This window comes from Ancylobacter sp. GW821-FHT10E12, assembly GCF_058809335.1.
This window is the reverse complement of the sequence record NZ_JBXASN010000014.1, coordinates 52,778-68,124: the sequence shown is the minus strand read 5'-3', so window position 1 is coordinate 68,124 and position 15,347 is coordinate 52,778. Positions and strand designations below refer to the sequence as shown.

Genomic DNA, 15,347 nt, shown 5'->3' with positions numbered 1-15,347 from the left:
GTATGGAGATTAGACAACTCCTCGCGCCGCCTCCACTGCCGTCAGCAAAAGGCCGGTCCATGAACCCGCGTAGTGCAACCCTCGCGTCGCCGGCACCGCTCGACATCGCGGTGATCGGGGCCGGCATTTCCGGCATGTCGGCGGCGTGGCTGCTGTCCAAGGCGCATCGGGTGACGCTGTTCGAGGCGAACGGACGGCTCGGCGGCCACAGCCACACGGTGAAGGCCGGCGGCGTGCCGGTCGATACCGGCTTCATCGTCTATAACGAGGCGACCTATCCCAACCTCGCCGCGCTGTTCCGCCATCTCGCCGTCGCCACCAAGCCGACCGACATGTCGCTCTCGGTGTCGCTCGACGGCGGGCGGCTGGAATATGCCGGCTCCGACCTAATGGGCCTGTTCGCCCAGCCGTCCAATGCGCTGCGCCCGCGCTTCTGGATCATGCTGCGCGACCTGATGCGCTTCTATCGCGAGGCACCGCGCGACCTGCCGACCATGGGCGGCGCCAGCCTCGACGACTATCTCGACGCGCGCGGCTATGGCGCGGCCTTCCGCGAGGATCATCTCAAGCCGATGGCGGCGGCGATCTGGTCGATGCCGGGCGAGGCGGTCGGCCGCTACCCGGCCGCTTCCTTCGTGCGCTTCTGCGACAATCACGGCCTGCTGAAACTGACGCGGCGCCCGGTTTGGCGCACCGTCGAGGAGGGCAGCCGCGCCTATGTGAAACGGCTGATGAATGGCTTCTACGGCACCGCGCACACGGGACGCGGCGCCCGCCGGATCATTCGCGAGGCGGAGGGCGTCACGGTGGTCGATGCCGGCGGCACGGCGCAACGCTTCGACCGGGTGGTGATCGCCGCCCATGCCGACGAGGCGCTGGCGATGATCGAAACCCCGACCCCGCAGGAGACCGCGCGGCTCGGCGCCATCCCTTATCGCGCCAACGACGTGGTGCTCCACACCGACCCGCGGCTGATGCCGAAGCGCCGGCGCGCCTGGGCGGCGTGGAACTATATGGGCGACCGCGAGGGGCTCGCGGTGACCTACTGGATGAACAAGCTTCAGCACATCCCGGAGGCGACGCCGCGCTTCGTCACCCTCAACCCGCAGCACGAGCCGGCGCCCGATAGCGTCATCCTGCGCCAGAGCTTCGCGCATCCGCAATTCGACGCGCGGGCGATGGAGGCGCAGAAGCACCTGTGGTCGCTGCAGGGACAGGGGGGCCTTTGGTTCTGCGGCGCCTATTTCGGCGCCGGATTCCACGAAGACGGCTTGCAGGCCGGCCTCGCGGTGGCCGAACAGCTCGGAGGGGTCCGCCGGCCCTGGCAGGTGGAGGACGAGTCCGGTCGCATCCATCTTGGCCCGGCGCCGATCCCGCGCGCACCGGTGACGCTGCTGGAGGCGGCGGAATGAGGGCTGGAAACGGCAATGGCACCGACAATTCCTCACTCTATGCCGGATCGGTGATCCACAAGCGGGTGCGCCCGCGCGCTCACCGGCTGAGCTACCGCATCTTTTCGCTGCTGATCGACCTCGACGAGATCGAGGCGCTCGACGCGAGCCTCCGGCTGTTCTCGCGCAACCGCTTCAACCTGTTCGGCTTCTACGACCGCGACTATGGCGACGGCTCCAGTGCGCCGCTGCGCTTGCAGGTGGAACGGCATATGCGTGCCGCCGGCATGGAACCGGATGGCGGGGCGATCCGGCTGCTGACCATGCCGCGCATCCTCGGCTACGCCTTCAACCCGCTGAGCATCTTCTTCTGCCATCGCCGCGACGGCTCGCTGATGGCGGTGCTCTACGAGGTGAACAACACCTTCGGCCAGCGCCACGGCTATCTCGTCCCGGCCGGGGAAAGCCGCGACGGGCTGCTGCGCCAGAGCGCCGCCAAATGCTTCTATGTCTCGCCCTTCATGGACATGGAACTCACCTATTCCTTCCGCCTGCGTCCGCCCGGCGAGACATTGTCCGTCGGCATCGTCGCCTGCGACCGCGATGGCCCGGTGCTGAGCGCCGTGCAACGCGCCGAACGCCGCCCCCTTACCGACCGCACCCTCGCGAAGGCCTTCCTCGCCTATCCGCTGCTGACGCTGAAGGTCGTCGCCGGCATCCATTGGGAGGCGCTGCGCATCTGGGCCAAGGGCATCGGCCTGCGCCGCCGCCCGCCGCCGCCGGAGCGCGCGGTCACCGTGACGTCCGCCTCGCTGCCAAAGGAGCTGCCCGCCCATGCGTCCACCCATATACTCCGATAGCGAAGCCCACCCCACGCTGACCGGCCCAACTCTTTCCAGCCAAACTCTTTCCAACCAGACGCTCGCCGGCCAGACGCTTGCCGGCCTCCACATGCCCCGCCGCTGGGGCGATCGGTTCGGGGCCGCCGTGCTGCAGCGGCTGCTGGCCGGCCTCGCCATCGGCCGGCTGGTGATCGACCTGCCGGGCGGCGGGCGGATCGCCTGCGGCGGCGGGCGGCCGGGACCGGAGGCGCGGCTGGTGCTGGCCAATTGGCGCGCCGTTCGCCGCATCGTCACCGGCGGCGATATCGGCTTTGCCGAGGGCTATATCGCCGGAGACTGGACCAGCCCGGACCTGACCCGGCTCATCGAGCTCGCCGCCGCCAACGGCCCCGGCTTCGACCAACAGATCGCCGGCATCGCGCCGGTACGCCTGGTCAACCGGCTGCGGCACCTCGCGCATCGCAATTCGCGCGAGGGCAGCCGGCGCAACATCTCGTTCCACTACGATCTCGGCAACGCGTTCTATCGGCTGTGGCTCGACCCCGGCATGATCTATTCCTCCGCGTTCTATACCGACGAGCACCAGACGCTGGAGGCGGCGCAGGCGGCGAAGCTGCTGCGCATCCGCGAGCTGATGGCGCTCCGGGGCGGCGAGAGCGTGCTGGAGATCGGCTGCGGCTGGGGCGCGCTCGCCGCCTTCCTCGCCGCCTCCGGCGCACGCGTGACCGGGCTGACGCTGTCGCACGAGCAGCTCGCCCATGCGCGGGCCCATATGGCGGAAATCGGCGCCGCCGATCGCGTCGAGCTGCGGCTGCAGGACTATCGCGACGTCGAGGGACAGTTCGACCGCATCGTCTCCATCGAAATGCTGGAAGCGGTCGGCGAGGATTATTGGGAGACCTATTTCGCCACGCTGCGCGAGCGGCTGGTACCGGGCGGCACGGCGGTGCTGCAGGTGATCACCATTGCCGGCGAGCGGTTCGAGGGCTATCGCAGCCATCCCGACTTCATCCAGCGCTACATCTTTCCCGGCGGCATGCTGCCGACCACCGGAATCATCGCCGAGCAGGCCGCGCGGGCCGGCCTCGCCTTCGAACACGGCGAGACCTTCGGCCCCTCCTATGCCCGCACGCTCGCCGAATGGCGCCGCCGCTTCCTCGCCGGCGCGGCGGAACTGGCGCCGCTAGGCTTCGACGAGCGCTTCCGGCGGATGTGGGACTATTATCTGAGCTATTGCGAGGCCGGGTTCCGCAGCGGGGCGACCGATGTCGGTCTCTATGTGCTGCGCCGATTGCAGGAAGCCTGATACGCGAGGCCTGATACGCGAGGCTTGAAGCCGCGCGTTGAAAGATTCGTGCGATCGGGGTGGAATAGGAACGGCTCCGGCTCCGTATATGGAGCATGACGCAGGAAAATCCGACCTTCGACGTGCTCGGCCAGCTCGCGGCGCTGCGGCGCTATGCGCGGGCGTTGACGCGCGACGAGGCCGACGCCGAGGACCTGGTGCAGGACGCGCTGCTGCGCGCCTATGAAAAGCGGTCCGGTTTCGATCCGGGGCACGGCCGTTCCGCGCACGGGCTGCGCGGCTGGCTGTTCTCCATCCTGCACAACGTGTTCGTCGACCGCCGCCGCGCCCGCCGCGCCGAGGTCGAGCGGGCCGGTCGCCTTACCCAGATAGAGGTGCCGGCGAGCGAGCCCGCCCAGGAACACCATGTCCGGCTGGCGCAGATCCGCGACGCCTTTCTCGACCTGCCGGAGGAGCAGCGCGCGGCGCTGCATCTCGTCGCCATCGAGGGGCTCGGCTATGCCGAGGCCGCCGCCGCGCTGAACATTCCCCAGGGCACGCTGATGTCGCGCCTCTCCCGTGCGCGGGCGAGCCTGCGCGCCGTCGAGGACGGCACGGCATCGACCGGCCGTCCGCGCCTGAAGCTCGTAGGAGGCTCGGATGAACCGACCCGTTGATCCCGTGTCCGACGACGACCTCTCCGGCTATGTCGACGACCAGCTGGACGTTGCCCGGCGCATCGATGTCGAGGCCTATCTCAGCGAGCGGCCGGAGGCGGCCTCGCGGGTGATGGCGGATCTGCGCATCCGCGACGAGCTGCGCCTCGCGCTCGCCGATACGCCGCGCTCGGTGATGAACGCCCCGGCGCGGGTGGCGACGGTGGAGGCCGCGCGACGGCTGGAGCGGGCGCTCGGCCGGGTGCGGGTCTGGCGCCAGTTGCGCGCGGCGGCGGCGGTGGCGCTGCTGGTCGGCGCCGGCTGGTTCGCCCACGCCCAGCTCGGGCCGTTCGGCGTCAGCGAAGTTGTCGCTTCCGGCCTGCCGCCGGCCTATGTCGACGCGGCGGTGATGGCGCACCGCACGGCGCAGATGCGCGCCGCCATGTCCTCGCAGGCTGGCTCGGACGCCTATGACCCCGCCGATATCCGCGCGGCCACCGCCATCGTCATGCCGGAGCTGCCCAAGGGCTGGTCCGTCACCGACGTGCAGGTTTTCCCCTCTACCTTCGGGCCGAGCGTCGAGCTGGCGCTGGAGGCCGAGGGGCTCGGCAAGGTGTCGCTGTTCGCGGTGCGCCCCGGCAGCTTCGACGTCGTGCCGGCCACGGTGGCGATGAAGGACACCTTCAGCGCCGCCTATTGGCAGGTCGGCGAGGTCGCCTATGCGCTGGTGGCGCAGAGCGACGCGAAACAACTCGATCAGGCGGCCTCGCGGCTCGCCAGATCGCTTTACTGATCGCGCTTTGTCGATCGCGCTTCTCAAGGAGTCAAGCAGATGAACACGCCGAATTCCGGCTTCCAATGGGGCACGAGCGCCCGCAGCGTCGACCAGGCCGTCTTCGACGAGGGCCTGCGCCGCCACATGCTGCGCGTCTATAATTACATGGCGCTCGGCCTCGTGCTGACCGGCGCCGTCGCCTTCTTCGTCGGCACCACGCCGGCGCTGTATGTGCCGATCTTCTCCACCCCGCTGAAATGGGTGGTGATGCTGGCGCCGCTCGCCTTCGTGCTGGTCTTCTCGTTCCGCATGCAGTCGATGTCGGCCTCGGGCGCGCAGACGATGTTCTGGGCGTTCTGCGCGGTGATGGGCCTGTCCATGGCCTCGATCTTCCTGGTGTTCACCGGCACCAGCATCGCCCGCACCTTCTTCATCGCCGCCACCATGTTCGGCGCGACGAGCCTGTACGGCTACACGACCAAGCGCGACCTGTCGCAGTTCGGCTCGTTCCTGATCATGGGCCTGATCGGCGTGGTGATCGCCAGCCTGGTCAACATCTTCCTCGGCTCGACCATGCTGCAGTTCATCGTCTCGGTGGTCGGCATCCTGGTCTTCGTCGGCCTGACCGCCTGGGACACCCAGTCGATCAAGGAGCAGTATGCCGACAATTTCGACGCGGAATCGCAGCAGAAGCTGGCGGTGTTCGGCGCCTTCTCGCTCTACCTGAATTTCATCAACATCTTCCAGCTGCTTCTCAACCTTACCGGCGAGCGCGAGTGATCGCCGGAGCCTTTCCGACCCGGTGGAACACCAGATCGACAAGAAAGTGCTCTAGCTTCCCCACGCTGGAGCCTGTCCGGCGCGACGGCCACCGGCCTTCGCGAAACGGGCTCCGGCCGATCGGACGAGGAGAATTGAGATGAACGAGCAGGATCGTCAGGCCATTGAAGCGCTGTTCTCCCGCCTCGCCGGGGCGGAGCGCAATTCGCCGCCGCGCGACGCCGGTGCGGAGGGCTTCATCCGCGAGGAGATCGCCCGCCAGCCCGGCGCGCCCTATTATATGGCGCAGACCATCGTGATGCAGGACTACGCGCTGAGGCAGGCGCAGGCCCGCATCGCCGAGCTGGAACAGGCCAAGGCCGAGCTGGAGCGGACACAGGCGGACGGAGCCCGTCCCGCCTCCGGGGGCCTGTTCAGCGGATTGTTCGGATCCTCCCAGTCGCCGGCATCGCGCGCCGGGTCGGTTCCCGCCGTGCCGCGCCCCATGGGCGCACCGGCGGTGGCGCCGATGGCTGCCGCGGAAATGGCCGGCCAGCCGACAGGCAATCAGCCAACGGGCACCCAACCCTGGGGCGGGCAGCAGGTCGGCGCGATGGGCCGCGGCGGCTTCGGCGGCGGCGGATTTCTGGCCGGCGCCGCGCAGACCGCGATGGGCGTTGCCGGCGGCGTGCTGCTCGGCCAAGCCATCGGCAGCATGTTCGGCGGCAACGAGGCCAAGGCCGCACCGGCCGAGTCCCCACCGGCCGATCCCCCGCCGGCAGAGCAGCCTGTGGCGGACGACACCCCCGCCGACGATCCCGGCATGGCCGACGACCCCGGTGCGGCTGATGGCGGCGGCTTCTTCGACGACTTTTTCGGCGGCGGCGGCAGCGAGGATTTCTGATCGCCTCCCGTCACTTCCCCGATATGTTTCCTCTCCTGGGCCGGCTCACGCCGGCCCATTTTTTAAGGAGGATCGCCCGGCCGGCTCGCACCGCCATTCGCGGAGAACGATTTGTCCGGCTTACGGCTCCACCGCCTCGGACGCCCCCTGCGTCTGCGCCAGATGCAGGCGACGATAGATGCCGTCGCGCGCCAGCAGTTCCTCGTGCGGCCCTTCCTCGGCAATGCCCTGCGGCGTGACCACCACGATGCGGTCGGCATGGCGGATGGTGGCAAGGCGATGGGCGATGACGAGGGTGGTGCGGCCTTCCGACAATTCGTCCAGAGAGACCTGGATCTCTCGCTCGGTCTCGGTGTCGAGCGCCGAGGTCGCCTCGTCGAGGATGAGGATCGGCGGGTTCTTGAGGAAGATGCGGGCGATGGCGAGACGCTGCTTCTGCCCGCCGGACAGCTTCACCCCGCGCTCGCCGACGAGGGTGTCGAGCCCGTCCGGCAGCGAGGCGACCAGGCCGTCGAGCCGGGCGCGGCGGGCCGCCTCGACGATCTCCGCCTCCGAGGCACCGAGCCGCCCATAGGCGATGTTCTCCCGGATCGTGCCGCCGAACAGGAAGATGTCCTGCTGCACGATGCCGATATGCCGGCGCAGCGAGGCGAGCGTCATCTGGGCGATGTCGATGCCGTCGATGGTGATGCGCCCGCCCGTGGGCTCGTAGAAACGCGGCACCAGCGACAGAAGCGTGGTCTTGCCGGCGCCCGAGGGCCCGACGAAGGCCGCGGTCTGCCCGGCCGGGATGTCGAGATCGATGCCGGAAAGCACGGCGCGGTCCGGCGTGTAGCCGAAGCTCACATTCTCGAAGCGGATATCGCCGCGTAATTCCCGCACGTCGACGGCACCGGGCCGGTCGGCGATGTCCGGGGCGGTCGCCAGCAGTTCCTGATAGCGGCGGAACCCGGCAATGCCCTTCGGATAGGTCTCCATCACCGCGGCGATCTTGTCGAGCGGGCGGTAGAACACCCCGACCAGCAGCAGGAAGCCGACGAAGCCGCCGATCGACAGCTGGCCCTGCACGACATACCAGGCGCCGGCGAGCATGACGGCGAGCTGCACGAGGCGCATGGCCATGTAGTTCAGCGCCTGCCCCGCCGCCATGGCGCGGTAACCGTCGAGCTTGGTGGCGCGGTAGCGGGCATTGTCGCCGGCGAACAGCTCGCGCTCATGGGCCTCGTTGGCGAAGGCCTGCACCACGCGGATGCCGCCGATATTCTCTTCCAGCCGCACGTTGAACTGCCCGACGCGGCCGAACTGCGCCTGCCAGTTGCTCGTCATGCGGCCGCCATAGCGGGCGACCAGAAGCACGGTGATCGGCACGATCAGCGCGGTCAGGAAGGCGAGTGGCGGATGCACGTAGAGCATCAGGATAAAGGCGCCGATGAAAGTCATCACCGCGATGAACAGGTCCTCGGGGCCGTGATGGGCGATCTCGCCGATCTCCTCCAGGTCCTTGGTGACGCGGGCGACGAGATTGCCGGTCTTGATGTTGTCGAAGAAGCGGAAGGACAGTTTCTGCAGGTGCTCGAAGGCGCGGGCGCGCATCTCGGTCTCGATATTGATGCCGAGCACGTGGCCCCAATAGGTGACGACGGCCATCAGGGCGCTGTTGACCGCATAGACCAGCAGCAGCCCGATCGCCGCCAGCGCGACGAGCCCGAGATCGCCGCCCGGCAGCAGCCGGTCGACGAACAGCTTCATCGCCATCGGAAAGCCGAGCTCGAGCACGCCGGATACCACCGCACAGCCGAAATCGACGACGAAGAGATGCCAGTGCGGGCGGTAATACGAGAAGAACGCCTTGATCATCACTCACTCCGCCGCGGCGCTGCGCCCGGCCGGCATCTTCCATTCCAGAGCCGACCGCCGCTTGCAAGCCCGCCAACCGGCCGAGACGCAGGCCGGCGGCGCATGCCCGGCCGCTCCCGGTCCTGGCAACGGCGACCGGCGCATCCTGTCGGTCCGGCCTCAAAGGGTCTGGCCGATGCGGGGGTCGGGATGGCACAGTCGGGTGACGACGCATGACGCCTTTACCTTTATACCATCGCGAATGGCCTCGTGTGCCCCTGGACACGGTCCGGGCAAGAGGATCGGAAACCCGCCGCGGGCGTTGCCCCGGAAATGGAAAGAGTGCACGGCGTGAACCCTGTCGCGACACCTGAACGGCTGGTGCTGGCAACCGACCTCTCGGCACGTTGCGACCGGGCGCTGGACCGCGCGCGGCAGCTCGCCGCGCAATGGGAGGCGAGCCTGCTGGTCGTCCATGCCGTCGAGCCGGCCGCAGAGGTGGAGGGCTGGTACGGCGCGCATCATCTCGTCGCCCAGCCGCGCGCCATCAATCCGCTTGGGATCGCCAAGCGCCGGCTCCGCCGCAGCCTCGGCGAGGCCATTGACGAGGTCGGGATGATGGTCGCCGAAGGCGACTGCGCGCAGGTGGTGGCCGATGCCGCGCTCGGCCGCGACGCCGGGCTGGTGATCACCGGCGTCGCCCGCGACGAGGCGCTGGGGCGGCTGCATATCGGCCGCAGCGTCGACACGCTGGTGCGGCAGGCGCATCTGCCGCTGCTGATGGTGCGCGACCGGCCGCACGGCGCCTATGCGCGCGTCGTCGTCGCCAGCGATTTCAGCGACGGCTCCGCCGCCCCGCTCGCCACCGCGGCGGCGTGGTTTCCCGAAGCGCGCCTCGCCCTGCTCCACGCCTATGACGCCCCCTTCGCCGGGCTGACCTCCGACCGCGAGGCCTATGTCGAGGAATATCGCACCGTGGTGGCGAAGGAGGCGGAGGCCTTCCTCACGGCGGCGGACCTGCCGGGCTCGGGCCTGTCGCGCGACAGGCTGGAGCTGGTATTCGTGCCCGGCAGCCCAGCCGCGGCGCTCGCCGACCATGTGGAGGCGCGCGACGTCGACCTCGTGGTGATCGGCAGCGGCGAAAAGAGCCTGCTGCATCGGTTTCTGGCCGGCGATACCGACACCACCATCCTCGCCGAGGTGCCCTGCGACATACTCGTGGTGCCGAAGGGCGACGCCCCCGCCTGAGGCGGAGGCGCCAGGGCTCATTCCGCCATCATCAGCGACGGCAGGCCGGTGGAGAGCCACGGCACCGCGGTGAGCAGCACCAGGAACGCCAGCATGCCCCAGAAGAACGGCATGTTGGCCCGGAACACATGCACCACGTCCTCGCGCGCGATCTTGGCCGAGACCAATATCGCGATGGCGACCGGCGGGGTGATCTGGCCGATCACCACCGTCACCACGATCAGCACGCCGAAATGCACCAGGTCGACCTGCATCGCGATCAGCGAGGGCAGCAGCACCGGCATGATCATCGGGATCAGCGGGTCCAGCACCATGCCGGCGATCAGCGCCAGCAGGAGCAGCACCAGGATCTTCAGCGTCGGCGCCTCGAAGGGGAACAGCATCTGCAGCCCGTCGGCGAGCGCGATCGGCACCTTGGCCTGCGACAGCGCCCAGCCGAGCGCGGTGGAGAAGCCGACCACGATCAGCACCTCGCCGGTCATGATGGTGGCGTCGACCACCACCTGGCGCAGCTCGCTCCACGAGATCGAGCGGTAGACGATCTTCGACAGCACGAAGGCATAGGCGAGCGCGAAGGCGCCGGCCTCGCTCGGCGTGCACACGCCGCTGATCAGGCTGATCAGGATGAAGGCCGGCAGGCCGAGCGGCAGCACCGCCCGCTTGCCGGTGCGCCACACCTCGCTGGGCACGAAGGGTCCCGCCGTGCCCCAGCCGCGACGAGGCGCGAGCCAGGAGATGACGCCCATCATCATGCCACCCATCAGCAGGCCCGGCACCACGCCGGCGAGAAACAGCGCGCCGAGCGAGGTGCCGGTGACGGCGGAATACAGGATCATCGGCGAGGATGGCGGGATCAGCACGCCGATGCCGGACGAGGTGGCGGTGACCGCCGCGGCGAAGGGGCCGGGATAGCCGTGCTTCTTCAGATGCGGGATGGTGACCGAGCCGGTGCCGGCGAGATCGGCGACCGACGTGCCGATCATGCCGCCGAACAGCACCGAGGTGAGCACGTCGACATGGGCGAGGCCGCCGCGCATCCAGCCGACCAGCGCCACCGCGAAGTCGAACAGGCGCTTGGCGATGCCGCCATTGTTCATGATGCCGCCGGCGAGGATGAACAGGGGCAGCGTGACGAGGATGTAGTCGGCGAGCCCGGTGATGGTCTGCTGCGGCAGGGCGAGCGCCCAGCCGCCGCTGACGGTGAGGAAGATCAGCACCGCGGCGACGAGGCCGACGATGATCGGGAATCCGCAGACGACCAGCACGCAGAGCGCGACGAGCGATCCACCGGCGAGGGCGAGCATCATGGCAGCATCTCCGGGCGGGGCGGCGAGATCGCGCGATAGGTGAAGACAACCGCCATGCCGAGCGAGGCCGCCAGCAATCCGCCGGAGATCCAGGCCTTCGGGATGTCGAGCATCGGCGTGGTGTCGCGGCCGAAGACGCCCATGTAGCGCCACGAATACCAGGCGACGACCAGCATCAGCAGCGCCCCGACAAGGGCGACGAAGCGCCCGACCGTGCGGGCCTGCGGCGGGCGCAGCCGGCAGATGAGGATATCGCAGCCGACCAGCGCGCCTCGGCTCGCCGCCAGCACCACCCCGATGGCGGCGATCCAGACGAGGAGGATGCTCACCAGTTCCTCGGTCCATGGCAGAGGCTCCGAGAAGAAGTAGCGGCCCATGGCATTGGCGAGCACGAGGAGGCTCAGCGCGGTCATCAGCACGATGCCGGCGGCCTCCAGCAGCCAGTTGGCCGCCCGGCCGACCAGCGCGACGAGACCCGGCGCTGGTGCCGGATGAAGGCTGGCGGATGTCAGTTGATCGCTCATATCGCCTCGCCCTCTCTCGCCAGACGCCGGTCGAACAGCCTTCCATAGCCGGAGCGCGCGCCGTCGATGTCGGCGACCTCCAGGCAATGCCAGAACGACGCCTGCACCGCCGAGATCACCGGCTTGCCCAGCGCCGTCTCCAGCGCCTCGATGACGCCGGCGGAGCGGAAATTGGTGCAGGAGATGAAGATGGCGGTGGCGTCCGGGTGGTCGCAGGCGACCACATGGTCGAACACCTTCTCCAGCGGCACCTCGGCGAGCGCCCAATCCTCGTCGATGCCGAGATTGCCGTGCTTCAGCACCGGATGGCCGTTGGATTCGAGGAAGCTGATCGCCCGTTGGTGGATGGCGTCGACATAGGGCGTCGCCAGCGCCACCGGGCCGGCCTTCACCTCGGCCAGCGCCGCCAGCGAGGCGGTGGAGGCGGTGGTCGCCTTCACCCCAGGGGCCCAGCCCTCCATGCGGCCGATCAGCGCCTTGTCGTAGGAGGTGCCGTAGACGAAGGAGGCGCTGGTACCGCCGAAGCACAGGACGTCGATCGGCGCCGAGCCGACGAGCCGGGCGGACTGCTCCAGCTCCGGCGCGTTCATCATGGCGTCGATCCCCTCCAGCGTGACCTTGGGCAGGCGCACGCGGGTGGTGTGGACCGAGAGTCCCGGCGCCGCCATGGCCGCCCATTCGGCGTCCATGACGATGCTGGAGGCGATATAGATGAGGCCGATGCGGCCCAGCGTTCCGTAGCCGTCGTAGCGGAAGCCGGGTTTGGCCCCGGCACCAGTGATTGTGGTCATTGCAGGCACACTCGCTTCAGCACCGCTCACTTCAGTGCCGCTTCGACCTTGGTCATGAAGGCCGGCCCGACGACCTTGGCGATCTCGCTCTTGATCGGCTCGGCGGCCTTGCGGAAGGCGGCGAGGTCCGGGGTGGTGACGGTGACGCCCTTCGCCTTGAACTCGTCGACGAGGCGGGCGTCGCTGTCGTCGGAGACCTTGCGGGTGGCGGCGCTGCCCGCCTTGGCGGCCTCCTTCAGCTTCACCTTCAGCTCCGGGGCGAGCGCGTCATAGGCGACACCGTTCATGGCGAGGGTGATCGGCGTGTAAACATGGTTGGTGAGGGCGATATACTTCTGCACTTCGAAGAAGGAGAAGTCCTTGATCACCGAGAGCGGATTCTCCTGGCCGTCCAGCGCGCCCTGCTTCAGCGCCATGTAGACCTCGCCCAGCGGCATCGGCGTCGGAGCGGCGCCCAGCGTCTTGAAGGCCATGATGCGGGTCGGGCTGCCGGGGGTGCGGATCTTCAGCCCCTTGAGATCGGCCGGGGTGTTGATCTGCCTGGCCGTGGTGGAGATGGTGCGGAAGCCCAGTTCACCGAAGGCCAGCACCTCGAGCCCGGCCTTCTCGCGCAGCGAGGCGGCAAGCAGCTCGCCGAACGTGCCATCGAAGGCGGCGCGCGCGGTCGCCTTGTCGGCGAACAGGAACGGCGTGTCGAGCACGGAAAAGCTCTTGTCGAGGGTGACGACGTCCGAGCCCATCGGCACGACCTGCACCTCGCCGGCGCGGATCAGCTCCATCAGAGCCGTCTCGTCGCCGAGCGCGCCGCCCTCGAAGAACTCGATGGTGACGTCGGAGCCGGCCGACCTGGCCAGCGCGTCGCGGAAATTCGCGAGCATGATGTTGAGCGGGTCGCCCTGATTGGTCTCGACCGCCATCCGCATCTTGGCCGCGGCAGCGGCCGGGCCAGCGGCGAGGGAGAGCGCGAGAAGCCCGGCGCCGGCCAGCTTACCGAGAGAAACGAGAGCACGCATGTTTCGCATCCTTGCCGCTTGCAGTGTGAACCGTGCGGAAGAATTGCAGCGATCGTGCCAATAGAGCGATTTCGTCGATTTTCCTCTAGGTAAAATTGACGATGCCCATCAGGAGAGCAGAGTCCAGTATCAGAGGATGATTATTTGATCAGGAATTATTATGCAATTTTATCTATTACATAATAAAAAACTATTCAATGCATTTTTCATTCGACGTGACGACGTAAAGAATGCGCCATCTGGATGTAATATGATCAGTAATTACTTTAAATGATCTTGTGGATAATATTTTCCGATCATCCGGCGTGTTTGTATAGTCAAGTCCGGCAAGGTTCCGGCTCAGGCCCCCGATCTCAGCCCAGCGGGGAAGCGCGCACGCTTACATCGACATTCATGCCGAGCGAGTCGCCCGCCTCGCCGAAATAGCCGCCGGAGATCGGCGAGGCCTGCTCGGCATTGCGCGTCACCCCGACACGCACGAGATTGGCGCCGGCCACCAACCCGTTGGTCGGGTCATACTCCACCCAGCCGGCACCGGGCAGATAGACCGAGCACCAGGCATGGGTGCTGCCACCGCCGCGGGTGGTGCCGTCGGCGTCGTCATAGAGGTAGCCGGTGACGAAGCGGGTCGCGAGGCCGAAGCTGCGCAGCGCTTCCATCATCAGCACCGCGAAGTCGCGGCAGGTGCCGGTGCCGAGCCGCAGCGTATCGGCCGCCGACTGCGTGCCCTCCTCGTGCCGCTCGCCATAGGCGAACTCGGCCTTGATGGCATGGGTCATCGCCTCCATCACCTCCAGCGTGCGCAGCGACCCACCGGTGCCGAGGAAGCGCCGCGCCCAGTTGTCGACGGCACGGTCCGGGTCGGGAAGCTGGCGTTCGGCGAGGCGGGCGAGATCGGGGATCTCCGAGGCGGCATAGGAAAACGGGAAGGTCTCGGCTGCCGGATCGAGGCTGTAGACCGGCAGCGGCGCGCCATCGGGATGGTGGGTCATGTCGAGGGTGGAGACGATCTTCAGCTGCGTCGTGCGCAGATCGCCCGGCCATTCGACGAAGCAGATCGAATTGTTGAACACGTCATGCGCCCAGCGAAGGCTCGCCGGCGGCGGATCGATCTTCAGCGTGGCGCGGTGCAGCCGCAGGTCGTGGCTGTCGTCCGGCCGCAGCATCATCCTGTGGCGTGTGAGCCCCACCGGGTTGCGGTAGCGGTATTCCGTCGTGTGGGTGATGCCGATGCGCGCCATGCCGTCCTCCCGGCGCTTGTGCCTCGGCGCCTCGCGATGGCGGGAGTAGCATGGCGGGCGGACGGGCACCACAGCGCGCACCCGTCAGCACTCTTCGCATTTGCAGCAATATCGTAACGGCATCTGTCGAAATTATGACAGTCTTATTTCCACTAATTCAAAACCAATCACGAATAACGGTAATATGAGGGCGCAAACGCGGATGATGGAGGAAGGTTCCAGCAGAAACATCTAATTTTATCGATTGACGATGGCGCCGATCTGGTCTTCCTTCACCTCACGAATGCGTTCTGCGGGTGCCCCGCGAGCCGAATCACTTGTCCCGCCGAACGTGCAGCCTCGGATCGTCGCGATCATGGGCTGTCGTTGTGCGAGTCCATTGTGGCGCTTGCCGTCCCGCTCCGGCGGGGTGGCGAGGAACGCAGGTGCCGCCTGCCCCTCAGGCCGGCGCCGCATGCACGGAGGATCGCTGAGATGCCGACCATTTCCCCTTCAACCACCCGCCCGCCGGCTCCGGCCTTCTATATGCTCTATTATACCGCCCTCTCCTCCGACGACGTGCTGCAGCCGATGAAGCGGCTGCGCTTCTCCACCATCCCCGATGCCGTCGACCGCGCGCTGGAAATGCGGCGGGGCGGGACGCTCAAGCCCGTCGAGATCCGCGACCCGCAGGGCCGCCTCGTCACCTGCGAACTGATCGGCTGGCGGTTTTCGCCGCTGGCCCCGCGCACGGCGCCGGATCGCCCCGAGGCGCGGTGGCGCTCGCCGGCCTGAG

15 protein-coding genes are annotated in these 15,347 nt (G+C 67.9%); 9 read left to right on the top strand and 6 right to left on the bottom strand.

Going from position 1 to position 15,347, the window contains the following annotated elements; translation table 11 throughout:
• The first annotated feature begins 59 nt into the window (after positions 1 to 59).
• From AC1RU4_RS18715 to AC1RU4_RS18685, 7 genes are all read left to right on the top strand, one after another.
• Positions 60 to 1,412 (top strand): NAD(P)/FAD-dependent oxidoreductase, encoded by a 1,353-nt coding sequence (locus tag AC1RU4_RS18715; RefSeq protein ID WP_492892634.1) that lies wholly within the window; start codon positions 60 to 62, stop codon positions 1,410 to 1,412.
• Positions 1,409 to 2,251, top strand: coding sequence for a DUF1365 domain-containing protein (locus AC1RU4_RS18710; protein WP_492892633.1), 843 nt, complete (start codon positions 1,409 to 1,411; stop codon positions 2,249 to 2,251). The genes AC1RU4_RS18715 and AC1RU4_RS18710 overlap by 4 nt, the downstream gene beginning before the upstream one ends.
• A 91-nt stretch (positions 2,252 to 2,342) precedes the next feature.
• A complete protein-coding gene (locus AC1RU4_RS18705; RefSeq protein WP_492892710.1) occupies positions 2,343 to 3,539 on the top strand; it encodes a class I SAM-dependent methyltransferase in 1,197 nt (398 codons plus the stop codon).
• A 95-nt stretch (positions 3,540 to 3,634) separates the two neighbouring features.
• Positions 3,635 to 4,195 carry a sigma-70 family RNA polymerase sigma factor gene (locus AC1RU4_RS18700; RefSeq protein WP_492892632.1) on the top strand — a complete coding sequence of 187 codons (561 nt, stop codon included), beginning with the start codon at positions 3,635 to 3,637 and terminating at the stop codon, positions 4,193 to 4,195.
• Positions 4,179 to 4,967, top strand: coding sequence for an anti-sigma factor family protein (locus AC1RU4_RS18695; protein WP_492892631.1), 789 nt, complete (start codon positions 4,179 to 4,181; stop codon positions 4,965 to 4,967). The genes AC1RU4_RS18700 and AC1RU4_RS18695 overlap by 17 nt, the downstream gene beginning before the upstream one ends.
• A 39-nt stretch (positions 4,968 to 5,006) precedes the next feature.
• Positions 5,007 to 5,729: a Bax inhibitor-1/YccA family protein gene (locus AC1RU4_RS18690; protein ID WP_492892630.1), complete on the top strand. Its 723-nt coding sequence runs from the start codon at positions 5,007 to 5,009 to the stop codon at positions 5,727 to 5,729.
• Positions 5,730 to 5,868: 139 nt separating this feature from the next.
• Positions 5,869 to 6,612: a DUF2076 domain-containing protein gene (locus tag AC1RU4_RS18685; protein ID WP_492892629.1), complete on the top strand. Its 744-nt coding sequence runs from the start codon at positions 5,869 to 5,871 to the stop codon at positions 6,610 to 6,612.
• A gap of 120 nt (positions 6,613 to 6,732) precedes the next feature.
• On the opposite strand, the gene AC1RU4_RS18680 is transcribed toward AC1RU4_RS18685, so the two are convergent.
• Positions 6,733 to 8,469, bottom strand: coding sequence for an ABC transporter ATP-binding protein (locus AC1RU4_RS18680; protein WP_492892628.1), 1,737 nt, complete (start codon positions 8,467 to 8,469; stop codon positions 6,733 to 6,735).
• Between the two features lie 330 nt (positions 8,470 to 8,799).
• Between AC1RU4_RS18680 and AC1RU4_RS18675 the strand changes: the two genes are divergently transcribed.
• On the top strand, positions 8,800 to 9,696 hold the full coding sequence (locus tag AC1RU4_RS18675) for a universal stress protein (RefSeq protein ID WP_492892627.1): 897 nt from the start codon (positions 8,800 to 8,802) through the stop codon (positions 9,694 to 9,696).
• Between the two features lie 17 nt (positions 9,697 to 9,713).
• Here the strand turns inward: AC1RU4_RS18675 and AC1RU4_RS18670 are convergent, their stop codons facing one another.
• The 5 genes from AC1RU4_RS18670 to AC1RU4_RS18650 form a co-directional block, all read right to left on the bottom strand.
• Positions 9,714 to 11,003 carry a TRAP transporter large permease gene (locus AC1RU4_RS18670; protein ID WP_492892626.1) on the bottom strand — a complete coding sequence of 430 codons (1,290 nt, stop codon included), beginning with the start codon at positions 11,001 to 11,003 and terminating at the stop codon, positions 9,714 to 9,716.
• A complete protein-coding gene (locus AC1RU4_RS18665; RefSeq protein ID WP_492892625.1) occupies positions 11,000 to 11,527 on the bottom strand; it encodes a TRAP transporter small permease in 528 nt (175 codons plus the stop codon). The genes AC1RU4_RS18670 and AC1RU4_RS18665 overlap by 4 nt, the downstream gene beginning before the upstream one ends.
• Positions 11,524 to 12,318, bottom strand: a complete 795-nt coding sequence (locus AC1RU4_RS18660; protein ID WP_492892624.1) for a maleate cis-trans isomerase family protein — start codon at positions 12,316 to 12,318, stop codon at positions 11,524 to 11,526. Before AC1RU4_RS18660 ends, AC1RU4_RS18665 begins: the two co-directional genes overlap by 4 nt.
• Positions 12,319 to 12,344: 26 nt before the next feature.
• A complete protein-coding gene (locus AC1RU4_RS18655; RefSeq protein WP_492892623.1) occupies positions 12,345 to 13,331 on the bottom strand; it encodes a TRAP transporter substrate-binding protein in 987 nt (328 codons plus the stop codon).
• 353 nt (positions 13,332 to 13,684) lie between these two features.
• On the bottom strand, positions 13,685 to 14,572 hold the full coding sequence (locus AC1RU4_RS18650) for a transglutaminase family protein (RefSeq protein ID WP_492892622.1): 888 nt from the start codon (positions 14,570 to 14,572) through the stop codon (positions 13,685 to 13,687).
• Positions 14,573 to 15,046: 474 nt separating this feature from the next.
• Between AC1RU4_RS18650 and AC1RU4_RS18645 the strand changes: the two genes are divergently transcribed.
• Positions 15,047 to 15,346: a hypothetical protein gene (locus AC1RU4_RS18645; RefSeq protein WP_492892621.1), complete on the top strand. Its 300-nt coding sequence runs from the start codon at positions 15,047 to 15,049 to the stop codon at positions 15,344 to 15,346.
• Position 15,347: the final 1 nt, after the last annotated feature.

Coding starts and splice junctions, on each gene's coding strand:
- AC1RU4_RS18715 (WP_492892634.1), top strand. CDS start 60: ATGAACCCGCGTAGTGCAACCCTCGCGTCGCCGGCACCGCTCGACATC.
- AC1RU4_RS18710 (WP_492892633.1), top strand. CDS start 1,409: ATGAGGGCTGGAAACGGCAATGGCACCGACAATTCCTCACTCTATGCC.
- AC1RU4_RS18705 (WP_492892710.1), top strand. CDS start 2,343: ATGCCCCGCCGCTGGGGCGATCGGTTCGGGGCCGCCGTGCTGCAGCGG.
- AC1RU4_RS18700 (WP_492892632.1), top strand. CDS start 3,635: ATGACGCAGGAAAATCCGACCTTCGACGTGCTCGGCCAGCTCGCGGCG.
- AC1RU4_RS18695 (WP_492892631.1), top strand. CDS start 4,179: ATGAACCGACCCGTTGATCCCGTGTCCGACGACGACCTCTCCGGCTAT.
- AC1RU4_RS18690 (WP_492892630.1), top strand. CDS start 5,007: ATGAACACGCCGAATTCCGGCTTCCAATGGGGCACGAGCGCCCGCAGC.
- AC1RU4_RS18685 (WP_492892629.1), top strand. CDS start 5,869: ATGAACGAGCAGGATCGTCAGGCCATTGAAGCGCTGTTCTCCCGCCTC.
- AC1RU4_RS18680 (WP_492892628.1), bottom strand. CDS start 8,469: ATGATCAAGGCGTTCTTCTCGTATTACCGCCCGCACTGGCATCTCTTC.
- AC1RU4_RS18670 (WP_492892626.1), bottom strand. CDS start 11,003: ATGATGCTCGCCCTCGCCGGTGGATCGCTCGTCGCGCTCTGCGTGCTG.
- AC1RU4_RS18665 (WP_492892625.1), bottom strand. CDS start 11,527: ATGAGCGATCAACTGACATCCGCCAGCCTTCATCCGGCACCAGCGCCG.
- AC1RU4_RS18660 (WP_492892624.1), bottom strand. CDS start 12,318: ATGACCACAATCACTGGTGCCGGGGCCAAACCCGGCTTCCGCTACGAC.
- AC1RU4_RS18655 (WP_492892623.1), bottom strand. CDS start 13,331: ATGCGTGCTCTCGTTTCTCTCGGTAAGCTGGCCGGCGCCGGGCTTCTC.
- AC1RU4_RS18650 (WP_492892622.1), bottom strand. CDS start 14,572: ATGGCGCGCATCGGCATCACCCACACGACGGAATACCGCTACCGCAAC.
- AC1RU4_RS18645 (WP_492892621.1), top strand. CDS start 15,047: ATGCCGACCATTTCCCCTTCAACCACCCGCCCGCCGGCTCCGGCCTTC.